Source organism: Actinomadura sp. 1N219 (genome assembly GCF_044326405.1).
Taxonomy (GTDB): Bacteria; Actinomycetota; Actinomycetes; order Streptosporangiales; family Streptosporangiaceae; genus Spirillospora.
On sequence record NZ_JBIRAY010000012.1, the window covers coordinates 271,571 to 282,597 of the forward strand.

The following is an 11,027-nucleotide window of genomic DNA, read 5'->3' on the forward strand; positions in this document are numbered from 1 at the left end:
ACCTCGTCCGATACGGCCTTCACCGCCGACAACGGTTACGACGTCCCGGGTGGCCGGCCAGCGCCACTCATCAGCGGCATCTCCCACGGACCCTCGATACCCACCCCAATCCGACACGGCCTTCGCCGCCCACGAAGTTCGTGCCGCCTCTGAGTCACCGGGTCGCTGCCCCCTGGTCAGTCGTCGGTTAGGCCCAGGTGTTCTGCCTCCTTTGTCAGTTGTTTCGCGGTTGTGGACGAGCCTGCGGTGTCGAGTTCGTGGGCTAGTTCCTCCAGTTCTTTGCCTCCGGCCATGAGGGCGGTCAGTTCGTCGCGGGTGATCTCGGACTTGGCGTGGTAGCCGATGCTCTGGCCGCGGTTGAGGATCAGGAAGCGGTCGCCGACCGGATAGGCGTGGTGCGGGTTGTGGGTGATGAAGATGACCGCGAGGCCGCGTTCGCGGGCCTGGACGATGTAGCGGAGCACGACCCCGGCCTGTTTGACGCCGAGGGCGGCGGTGGGCTCGTCCAGGACGAGGGCCTTGGCGCCGAAGTGGACGGCGCGGGCGATCGCCACGCACTGCCGCTCGCCGCCGGAGAGGGTGCCGATGGGCTGGTCGACGTCGCGCAGGTCGATGCCCATCGCCGCCATCTCGCCGTGCGCGGTCTTGCGCATGAACTCGATGTCCAGGAGGCCGAAGCCCTTGCGCTTCTCGGAGCCGAGGAAGAAGTTCCGCCAGACCGGCATCAGCGGGACGACGGCGAGGTCCTGGTAGACGGTCGCGATGCCGCGGTCGAGGGCCTCGCGGGGCGAGCCGAACGCGACCTTCTCGCCCTGCACCTCGTAGGCGCCGGTGTCGTGGCGGTGCAGCCCGGCGACGATCTTGATGAGCGTGGACTTGCCCGCGCCGTTGTCGCCGAGCACGCAGGTGACCTCGCCGGCGGACGCCTCCAGGCTCACGTCGCGGAGCGCGATGACGTTGCCGTAGTTCTTGCCGACGCCGGTCAGCCTGATCAGCGGCGCCTCCGGCTCCGGCGTCGTGTCCGCCGTGTGCGTCGTGTCCGTCATGACGACCGCTCCACTCTGCGCCGGACGATCAGGTTCACCACGGTGGCGATGAGCAGCATCGCGCCGAGGAAGAACCGGAACCAGTCCGGGTTCCACTCCGCGTACACGATGCCCTTGTTCGTCATGCCGAAGATGAACGCGCCGATCGCCGCGCCGATCGCCGACCCGTAGCCGCCGGTCAGCAGGCACCCGCCGATGACCGCGCAGATGATGTACAGGAACTCGTTGCCGACGCCCTCCCCCGACTGGACCGTCGCGAACGCGAACACCAGGTGCATCCCGGAGAACCAGGCGCAGAACGCGACGCCCATGAACAGGCCGATCTTGACGCGGGCGACCGGGACGCCGACGGCGCGGGCGCTGGCCGCGGAGCCGCCCGCCGCGAAGATCCAGTTGCCGGTCCGGGTGCGCAGCAGGATCCAGGTCGCGATCGCGACGAACAGCAGCCACCAGAGCACCGTGATCTTGATCTTGAGGTCGAGGGCGCCGTCGAGGCCGAGGGCCTCGACGACGCCCAGCACGTAGAGGGTGTCGAGGAGGTCCAGCACGCCGATGTCGGACGCGAAGATCCAGCGGGCGCTGTCGAAGCCGTCCATCTCGCGGACGGAGTCGCTGGCGACGTTGCCGGTGAGCGCCTTCGTCACGCCGAGGTTCAGTCCGGCGAGCATGAAGAACGTGGCGAGGGTGATGATGAAGCTCGGCAGCTTCGTCCGGACGTAGAGCAGGCCGTTCACCATGCCGAGCGCCAGCGTCAGCACGAGGGAGATCACCACGCCGGCCCACACGTTCAGCGTGAGCTGGTAGGCGGTCAGCGCGGCGATCAGGGCCGCGGACGTCACCATCACCCCGGCGGACAGGTCGAACTCGCCGCCGATCATGAGCAGCGACACGCCGACCGCCATGATCCCGTACGTGGAGGCGGCGTACAGGACGGTGGAGAACGACCCGGCCTCCAGGAACGCGTCCGCGACGATCGAGAAGAACGCGAACAGCGCGACGGCGCCGAGCAGCGCGCCGAGCTCGGGACGGCCCAGCAGCCGCCGCGGGAGCGACTGCCGGGACAGGCGCTCGTCCGGGCCCGGCTTCGCCACCGGCGGCTCCGCCAGGCCCGATGACGCCGCGTGGGTCATCGCGTCCCCCGGTTCGCGAACGCCTCCAGCTGACCGGCGTTCTGCTTGGTGACGATCGCCGGGCCGGTCAGCACGGGTCGCCCGCCGCCGAGGACGTTGCCGTTGTTCCGCAGCAGCCACAGCTGGTCGACGGCGCCGTATCCCTGCAGGTAGGGCTGCTGGTCGACGGCGAACAGGATGGCGCCCGAGGTGATCGAGGCGATGAGGTCCTTGTTCAGGTCGAACGTTCCGATCTTGGCCTTGGAGCCGGTCTCCTTCACCGAGTCGACGGCGGTGGCGGCGAACGGCGCGCCGAGCGTGAGGATCCCGTCGACACCGTCGTCGGCCTGGAGCTTGGCAGTGATGGACGACTTGACCTCAGGCATGTTCGCGCCCTGGACGAACAGGTTCTCCATCTGGCCGCCGAACGTCTTCTTCGCGCCCGCGCAGCGGTCTTCCAGGCCGACGTTGCCCTGCTCGTGGATGACGCACAGCGCCTTCTTCGAGCCGATCCGGGCCATCTCCGTCCCGGCGGCCTCGCCGGCGATCGACTCGTCCTGCCCGAAGTGCGCGATCGCGCCCAGCTTGGCCGACTCGCCCTGCCCGGAGTTGATCGAGACCACCGGGATCTTCGCGGCGGTGGCGCGGGCCAGGACGTCCTTCATCGCGTCGGGTTTGGCGAGCGTGACGATGATGCCGTCGACCTTCTTGTCGATGGCGGCCTGGACGAGCTGGGCCTGCTTGCCGCCGTCCGGGTCGGCGGAGTAGAGGAACTCGACGTTGTCCTTGGCGGCGGCCGCCTTGGCGCCCTTCTGCACGATGTCCCAGAAGGTGTCGCCGGGGGCGGAGTGGGTGACCATCGCGATCTTCAGCCGCGGGCCGGCGCCCTCCGGGGCCTCCTCGGACTTCTTGCCGCCCTCACTGCTGCAGGCGCTCAGCGCCAGCAGCGCCGCGGCGGCCAGGACAGCGAGTCTCCTGGACGTCCCACACGCGAAAACGCCTCTCATCGGATGCTCTCCGTTTCTCCCCGAGTGGTCGGTCAGAGGAGTTGATCACAGATGGTGGCGGCGCGCGCGCCGATCCGCCTCATATCGGGCGCGGGCCTCCCTGGTGGAGTCCAGCGCCGCCACTTCCGCGACCGGGACGTCCCACCATGCCGCACTGGCCGGGGGGCCTGCCAAGGGGTTCGTCTCAATGTGGATAACCGTGGTCCGGTCGGCCTTCCGCGCCTGCCGGAGCGCTTCCCGCAGGTCGTCGAGGGCGGCGGCGCGGACGACGTCCGCGCCGAGGCTGACGGCGTTCGCGGCGAGGTCGACCGGGAGCGGGTCGCCGTCGAGCCCGGTGGCGGTGCGGGCGCGGTAGCGGGTGCCGAACCGCTGCGCGCCGACCGATTCCGACAGGTTCCCGATCGAGGCGAACCCGTGGTTCTGGACGAGGACGACGATCAGCTTGATCCCCTCGGCGGCGGCCGTGGCCAGCTCTTGCGCCATCATCAGGTACGAACCGTCCCCGACCAGGACGAACACCTCGCGGTCCGGCGCGGCCAGCTTCACGCCGAGCCCGCCCGCGATCTCGTAGCCCATGCAGGAGTAGCCGTACTCGACGTGGTAGCCCTTCGGGTCGCGGGTCCGCCACAGCTTGTGCAGGTCGCCGGGCATGGATCCGGCCGCGCAGACCACCACGTCCCGTGGCCCGGACTCCTCGTTGACGGCCCCGATCACCTCGGACTGGGTGAGCAGCCTCCCGCCCTGGGGGGCGAACGCACCGTCCACTTGGGCGTTCCAGTCGGCCGTCAGGGTTCTGGCCTCGCCGCGGTAGACCTCGGACACGGTGTAGCCGTCGACGGCGGCGTGGAGCCCTCTGAGCCCTTCCCTGGCGTCGGCGACGACGGACACGCCGCCGAGCTTGACCGCGTCCGGACGGGCGACGTTGATGTTCACGAACCGCACGTCTGGGTTGGCGAACAGGCTGCGGGACGCGGTCGTGAAGTCGCTGTAGCGGGTTCCTATGCCGAGAACCACGTCCGCTGTGCGGGCGAGTGCGTTCGCGGCCGTCGTGCCAGTCGCTCCTATGGCGCCGACAGAGCGTTCGTGGTCCCAGGGCAGGGAGCCTTTGCCCGCTTGGGTCTCGGCCACTGGGATGCCGGTGCGTTCGGCGAACGCGCGCAGTTCGTCGGTCGCGTGGGAGTAGATGACACCGCCGCCCGCCACGATCAGCGGACGCTCAGCAGCTTCCAACACAGCGGACGCTTCGTCCAACGCGGCAGGTTCCGGCAGCGGACGCGGAATGCGCCACACCCTGCGAGCGAACAGTTCGTCCGGCCAGTCGTACGCTTCAGCCTGGACGTCCTGGGGCAGTGCGAGGGTGACCGCACCGGTCTCGGCAGGGTCGGTGAGCACTCTCATCGCCGCCAGCAATGCGCTCGGCAGCTGTTCGGGCCGATTGATGCGGTCCCAGTACTTCGACACGGGCTTGAAGCAGTCGTTGACCGACACGTCGTAGGAGCGCGCGTCCTCCAACTCCTGCAAGACCGGGTTGGCCACGCGGGTTGCGAAGATGTCGCCTGGCAGCAGCAGGACGGGGAGCCGGTTGATCGTGGCCAGCGCCGCACCGGTCACCATGTTGGTCGCGCCGGGTCCGATGGACGTGGTGCAGGCGAAGGTGGCCATCCGGTCGTTCATCCGGGCGTATCCCGAGGCGGTGTGCACCATCGCTTGTTCGTTGCGCGCCATGTAGTAGGGCAAGTCGTCGGCGTGCTCCAGCAGGGCTTGCCCGATGCCTGCGACGTTGCCGTGCCCGAAGATGCCGAAACAGCCCGCGAAGAAGCGTCGCTCCGTCCCGTCTCGCTCGCTGTACTGCGCCGCCAGGAAGCGGACCACTGCCTGCCCCACCGTGAGCCTCATGACCGTCCCTCCGCCGAGGTGAGCGGCAGGCGCGGATCGACCGGCTGCCCAGCCCAGGTGCCGCGGATCCAGGCGTGCGCCGGGTCGTCGCAGATCCGCCAGGCGCGCTCGTCCGCCGGACCCGCCATCACGTTGAGGTAGTACAGGTCGTGCCCAGGCACGGCCATGGACGGGCCATGCCAGCCATGCGGAATCAGTACCGCGTCACCACTGCGCACCTCCGCGAGCACGTCGATCGGACGCCCAAACGACCCGTACACCCGCTGATAGGCCATCCCGGACTCGCCCGCCACCTCGAAGTAGTAGATCTCCTCCAGGACGGCCTCGTCCGGCGTCTCCTCGTCGTGCTTGTGCGGCGGGAACGACGACCAGCACCCGCCCGGCGTCAGCACCTCGCACGCGATCAGCTTCTCGGCGAAGGGGAAACCCTCGGGCGTGCCGAAATTGTTCACCTGGCGGCTTGCGGCACCCGCACCCCGCAATTCCACAGGGACGTCCTCTGCCGGGCCGTAGCGCGGTGTCAGTCGCGCCTCACATCGAGCCCCCGCCAGCGCGAATCGTCCACTGCCCCGCACTCGTACGCGCGCGTCGCGCGGCGCATAGGCGAAATCGCTGACGCGGCTGAAGACGTCGTCTCGCCCGGCCAGCTCGAACCGCTCCCCGTCGCACTCGACCGTGCACGACCCTGCCAGCGGCAGCACGATCGTCTCGAACTCACCGGTCGCGAACTCGTGCGAGCCACCGGCAGGAAGCTCCAGCACGCGCAACGCCGAGTACGCCCATCCGGCCGACTCCGGTGTCACGGCCAGCGCGTACGGTCCTTCAGCGGCGGTTCCGGCGGGCAGGTGGTGCTTCATCACGCACGCTCCAGGAGTTCCTCGACCTCGTCCTGCGCGGGCATCGCGTCGGAACAGGCGATGCGGGACGCGACGAGGGCCCCGGCGGCGCCCGCGAACTCGATGAGCCGCCGCAGGCCCCACCCGGACAGGAGGCCGTGGCAGATCGCGCCGCCGAACGCGTCCCCCGCGCCGAGCCCGTTGACGACGTCGACCTTGACCGGGGGAACCTCCACCATCTCCGTGGACGTCGCGGCGAGCACGCCGTCCGGGCCCATTTTCACGATGGCGAGTTCTGGGCCGCGTTGAAGGATCGCGCGGGCGGCGGCGCGCGGCTCCCGCTCCCCCACGGCGACCTCGCACTCCTCCAGGTTTCCGACGGCGACGGAGGCGCGTTCCAAGGCGAGCCCTGCCCAGTGCGGTGCTTCGCTTGGGTCATCCCAGAGCATCGGACGGTAATCCAGGTCGAGGACGGTCTGCCCAGGGTGTTCGGACAGCGCGGACAGGGTGGCCGAACGGCTCGGCTCCTGCGAAAGGCCCGTGACGGTTCCCCACATGATGCGGGCCTCGCGGATCGCCTCAAGGTCCAGCTCTTGGGTGTAGATCTCCAGGTCGGGGGCCTTGGGATAGCGGTAGAAGTACAGCGGGAAATCGTCCGGCGGGAAGATCTCGCAGAAGGCCAGCGGCGTGGGCAGCCCGGGAACGGCCGTGACGTACCTGTCGTCTACGCCGTAACCCTGGAGCGCCTTGTGGACGAACCGTCCGAACGGGTCCTCGCCAGTACGGGTGATGACGGCGGTGCGACGCCCGTACCGTGCCGCCGCAACGGCGACGTTGGTGGGACTGCCGCCCAGGTACTTACCGAAAGACTCGACGTCCTCCAGCGGCACGCCCACCTGGTCCGGATAGACGTCGACGCTCACCCGTCCCATGGTGATGAGGTCGAACGTCATCGGGCCGCTCCGGCGTGGAAGGCGAGGAACTCGAGGCTCCTGCGGACGTCGTCGTACGGTCCGCCGCCGTCTGCGGGCTCTTCGGTCAGGACGGTGTCCTGCTCCATCACGTACCAGCCTTCGTAACCGGCGTCCTCCAGGGTGCGGATGATGCCGGGGATGTCGATGTCGCCGTCCCCGAGCGGTCGGTACAGACCGTCGCGCACCGCGTCCGTGTAGGCGACCTCGCCGTTGAGCACGCGCCGGGCAAGACTCACGTCCACGTCCTTCAGATGGACGTGCGCTATGCGCCGCGCTGCGAAACGCGCCAGCCACACCGGATCCGTGCCGCCGACCAACAGATGCCCAGTGTCCAGGCAGAGCGGAACGTTGCTGCCGTCCAGTACACGCTCGACCTCGGCGCGCCCTTCCACGACCGTCCCTACGTGCGGATGCAGGGTGACCAGACGGCCGCGCGCGGCGGCCCTCAGCGTGATCGCATCCAGGGTGGCGAGCAGCGTCGCCCACGCCTCCGCGTCCAGTTCCGGCCGCCCGTCGTAGCCGTCGAGCCCAGTGGCGGCGGCGAGCACTAGGACGCCGTCAGTGGCGTCCAGCACCCGGTCTAGCGACGGCAGCGGGTCGGACGCTGGATCGTGCAAAACAACCGGAATGAACGCGCCCACGAGCCCCAGCCCGTAGGAGGCCAGCATTTCCTCCCTGGCATGCGCGCCGCCCGGCAGGAAACCGTCCGGACCCAGTTCGGTGGCGGCGAGGCCAAGGTCGCGCATCTCGGCGAGCACCCGTGCGGGCTCCATCTGGTGGCCCCACCCAGGCACCTCGCACACGCCCCAGGAAATCGGCGCGCCCGCGACCCTCATCGCCGCACCTCCCCTGTCCTGACGACGCGTCCCTCACGCAGGGACAGCTCGCACGCCTCGGCCAGGTAGAACGCCTCCAGGGCTTCCTCAGGCGGGCATGGGTTGCCGCGCCGTCCGGCCACCACGTCCACGAAGGCGCGGAGCTCGGCGTCGTAGGCGTCGGCGAAACGCTCCATGAACCCGCTGTAGGCGGCCCTAGGCTCCTCGCCCCGTTCGGGCAGCGCGGTCGCGGGCGTACGGTCGTCCAGGCCCGCGACGATGCTGTCCTTGGACCCGAACAGTTCCAGACGCGAGTCGTACCCGGCGGCGTTGTAGCGGGTGGCCGACACGACGCCGAGCGACCCGTCGTCTAGGACGAGCAGCGCCGATCCGGTGTCCACGTCGCCGCACTCGCGGAAGAAGTCGTCGCCCCGGTTGGCGCCCGCGGCCATCACGCGGACTACCTCGCGTCCCGTCACGAAGCGGATGAGGTCCAGGTCGTGGATGACGCAGTCGCGGAACAGCCCGCCCGACGTCGGGACGTACTCGGCGGGCGGCGGCGCTGGGTCGAAGCTGCACGAGCGGACGGTGTGCAGCCAGCCGAGCCGCCCGGACGCCAGCGCCTCGCGCGCCGCCGCGTTCCCGGCGTCGAACCGGCGCTGGAAGCCGACCTGCACGGGCACCCCGGCGGCGGCCGCCGCCGCTACTGTTTGGAACGTTCCATCAGTGTCCGACGCGAGCGGCTTCTCGCAGAACACCGGAATCCGCGCGGACACCGCCCGCTCCACCAGGCAGGCGTGCGCGTCCGTGGCCGCCGCGACGATCAGCCCGTCCAGGCCGGACGAGAACAGGTCCTCGACCTCGTCCGCCGCCGTGACGCGGCAGGCCGGGGCCCCGGGGACCAGGCGGGCGGCGAGATCGCGGGCGCGGCGCGGCTCAGCGTCGGCGATGACCAGGGCGTCCACCTCGGGCAATGCGCACATGGCCGCGGCGTGGCGCGCCCCGATGCGCCCCGCGCCGGCCAGACCGATCCTCATTGATCCCCTCCCGGACGGCGGTAGGTGAGACACGAGTGTGCTGGAGCGTTCCAGCCTCGTCAACGAGCGAGGGAAGCCTTATCGGCAATGGAGGTGTCCGAAAACTCGGCGGTTACTCGCGGACGGCGCAGCGCGCCGGGTACCGCCCGTTCAGACCAAGCGCTAGTTTGTCCGACATGCGGGTCTTCGTCACCGGCGCCTCCGGCTTCGTCGGGTCTCACACGGTCAGCGCGCTCCTGGCCGCCGGGCACCGGCCGCGCGCCCTGGTCCGCGACCCGGGGAGGACCGCGAAGGTGCTGCAGGCGATCGGCGTCGCCGCCGAGGACGTGGAACTCGTCCCTGGCGACATGCTGGACGCGGACGCGGTCTCCGAGGCGCTCGAAGGCTGCGACGCCGCGATCCATGCAGCCGCCGCGATCGGCGTGACCGGCCCACGTGGGGTGGCAGGCGGCCCGCTCGACCTCGTGGACGTCAACGTGCGCGGCACCCGGAACGTGGTCGGCGGGGCCGTCGCCCAGGGGCTGAGCCCTGTGGTGCATGTGTCGACGGTCGCGGTGTTCGTCCCGCCGTCCGCGCAGGTCATCACCGCCGGCGGAGCCCTCGCGAGCCCGCGCACCGGCTACGGCAGGTCCAAGCTGGCCGCCGAGCGGTACGCGCGCGGCCTCCAGGACGACGGCGCGCCGGTCACGATCGTCTACCCCGGCGGCGTGTGCGGCCCCTGCCAGCCCACGCTCGACGCCCTCATGGAGGGGCTCGCCGCCGCGCTCGGCAAGGTGTGGCCACTTCCGGGCGGCGGCGTTTCGGTCATCGACGTCCGCGACCTCGCCGAGGCGCTGGCACGTTCCGTCGGGGCCCGGCGGCCGCCCAGCCGCTGGGTGCTCGGCGGCCACTACCTGACGTGGCCGCAGTACGCGGACCTCTGCGACCGCCTCACGGGCGTGCGGTGCCGCCGCGTCCGCGTCCCGAACCGCCTGATGCTCGGGCTCGGCTCGGCGCTGGACGCCGCCAAGCGCGTCCGCGACTTCGACTACCCGCTCACCCGCGACGCCGCCGAGTTCATGGTCACGCTGGTGCCGACCGATGACCGTCCCGTCCTGGACGCGCTGGACCTCACCCTGCGTCCCGTCGAGGAGACGGTCGCCGACGCGCTGCGCTGGCTGGCGGAGAGCGGCCACCTCGCTCCCCACCGGGCCGGACGTCTCGCCAACCCGGGGCCGGGACCGCGCCCGGCCCTTCCCCTGCGCCCCGCCCCGCCCACGCCCCGCATCGAGGAGCAGCCGATGCCGACCCTCGTCCAGCGCGTGTTCGGCCCGGTCTTCCAGCGGATCTCGGGCGCCGAGTGGTTCTCCAGGGTGGGGCCCAAGGTCGTCCCGCCCATCGACCGGACGCTGCACAGGCTCACCGGCGGCCGTTTCCTGCTCGGCCAGCTCCTCGTCCCGAGCCTGGTCCTGACGACGACCGGCGCCGTCAGCGGCCTCCCCCGCCACACCCCGCTCGCATGCCTCCCCGACCCTGCCCCGGCCCCGGCCCCGGCCCCAAGAACGGGCACGGGAACGGACGGCGGCTGGTACGTCGTCGGCTCCAACTTCGGCCGCGAAAAGCACCCCGCCTGGACGGGCAACCTCCTCAAACATCCCGAAGCCGAGATCAGTTTCCAGGGACGCGCCATTCCCGTCACGGCCCATCTGCTGGACGACGAAGAACGCGCCGCGATCTGGCCCCGCCTCATCGCCGTCTGGCCCGTCTACGACCGCTACGTGGAACGCACGACACGCCAATTGAGGATTTTCCGCCTCACCCCGCGCTGACCTCAGTTCACTCAGGGGCCGCGAAGCGTTTTCGAGAGGCGGCGGCCAAGGAGGAGATATCCGATCAGGACGCCGATGACGTTGAGGATGACGTCGTCGACGTCGAAGGCCCGTCCGATGACGAAGGCGCCCTGGACCGTCTCGATGGCCAGCGACAGAACGGCGGTCAGGAGGACCAGCCGGACGGGGCCGCGGAGGGTCGTCCAGACGAGCGGGAGCAGCACGCCCAATGGCATGAGCAGCATCAGGTTGCCGCCCATCTGGAAGGCGGCGTCCTTGGTCGGACGGTCCAGATAGAAGCGGAGAGAACGGCCGGGGTCGGTGTTTCCGCCCGCTTGGCCGCGGTCGCGGACGGGCGTCAATGTCAGTTTGAACGCGAAATAGAAGAAGACGCCGAGGCCGCCCAGCGCCGCCGCCACGACGACGACGCGGAGGGCCACGACGTACCAGGGGACTTTCTGATCGGGCGTTGCGCGTTGCCACATTTCTGCGAACACCC

At 70.2% G+C, this 11,027-nt stretch carries 10 protein-coding genes; 1 reads left to right on the plus strand and 9 read right to left on the minus strand.

Annotated elements, in window-relative coordinates:
• Nucleotides 1-176: 176 nt before the first annotated feature.
• The 8 genes from ACH35V_RS32005 to ACH35V_RS32040 form a co-directional block, all read right to left on the minus strand.
• The gene (locus tag ACH35V_RS32005; RefSeq protein WP_395978137.1) at nt 177-1,046 is read right to left on the minus strand and encodes an ATP-binding cassette domain-containing protein; all 870 of its coding nucleotides are present in this window, start codon (nt 1,044-1,046) and stop codon (nt 177-179) included.
• Entirely contained in the window at nt 1,043-2,176 is a 1,134-nt protein-coding gene (locus ACH35V_RS32010; protein WP_395978139.1) for an ABC transporter permease, read from the minus strand. Before ACH35V_RS32010 ends, ACH35V_RS32005 begins: the two co-directional genes overlap by 4 nt.
• Complete coding sequence (locus ACH35V_RS32015; protein WP_395978141.1) at nt 2,173-3,162, minus strand: sugar ABC transporter substrate-binding protein; 990 nt, start codon at nt 3,160-3,162, stop codon at nt 2,173-2,175. The genes ACH35V_RS32010 and ACH35V_RS32015 overlap by 4 nt, the downstream gene beginning before the upstream one ends.
• 45 nt (nt 3,163-3,207) lie before the next feature.
• A complete protein-coding gene (gene iolD / locus ACH35V_RS32020) occupies nt 3,208-5,058 on the minus strand; it encodes a 3D-(3,5/4)-trihydroxycyclohexane-1,2-dione acylhydrolase (decyclizing) (protein WP_395978143.1) in 1,851 nt (616 codons plus the stop codon).
• A complete protein-coding gene (iolB, locus tag ACH35V_RS32025; protein WP_395978292.1) occupies nt 5,055-5,915 on the minus strand; it encodes a 5-deoxy-glucuronate isomerase in 861 nt (286 codons plus the stop codon). Before iolB ends, iolD begins: the two co-directional genes overlap by 4 nt.
• On the minus strand, nt 5,915-6,847 hold the full coding sequence (iolC, locus tag ACH35V_RS32030) for a 5-dehydro-2-deoxygluconokinase (protein ID WP_395978145.1): 933 nt from the start codon (nt 6,845-6,847) through the stop codon (nt 5,915-5,917). Before iolC ends, iolB begins: the two co-directional genes overlap by 1 nt.
• The gene (locus ACH35V_RS32035) at nt 6,844-7,626 is read right to left on the minus strand and encodes a TIM barrel protein (protein ID WP_395978147.1); all 783 of its coding nucleotides are present in this window, start codon (nt 7,624-7,626) and stop codon (nt 6,844-6,846) included. Before ACH35V_RS32035 ends, iolC begins: the two co-directional genes overlap by 4 nt.
• Before the next feature lie 74 nt (nt 7,627-7,700).
• Nucleotides 7,701-8,720, minus strand: a complete 1,020-nt coding sequence (locus ACH35V_RS32040) for a Gfo/Idh/MocA family oxidoreductase (RefSeq protein WP_395978149.1) — start codon at nt 8,718-8,720, stop codon at nt 7,701-7,703.
• Nucleotides 8,721-8,896: 176 nt separating this feature from the next.
• Between ACH35V_RS32040 and ACH35V_RS32045 the strand changes: the two genes are divergently transcribed.
• On the plus strand, nt 8,897-10,528 hold the full coding sequence (locus ACH35V_RS32045) for a nitroreductase family deazaflavin-dependent oxidoreductase (protein ID WP_395978151.1): 1,632 nt from the start codon (nt 8,897-8,899) through the stop codon (nt 10,526-10,528).
• Nucleotides 10,529-10,539: 11 nt separating this feature from the next.
• On the opposite strand, the gene ACH35V_RS32050 is transcribed toward ACH35V_RS32045, so the two are convergent.
• A complete protein-coding gene (locus tag ACH35V_RS32050) occupies nt 10,540-11,013 on the minus strand; it encodes a VanZ family protein (RefSeq protein WP_395978153.1) in 474 nt (157 codons plus the stop codon).
• Between the last annotated feature and the right edge of the window lie 14 nt (nt 11,014-11,027).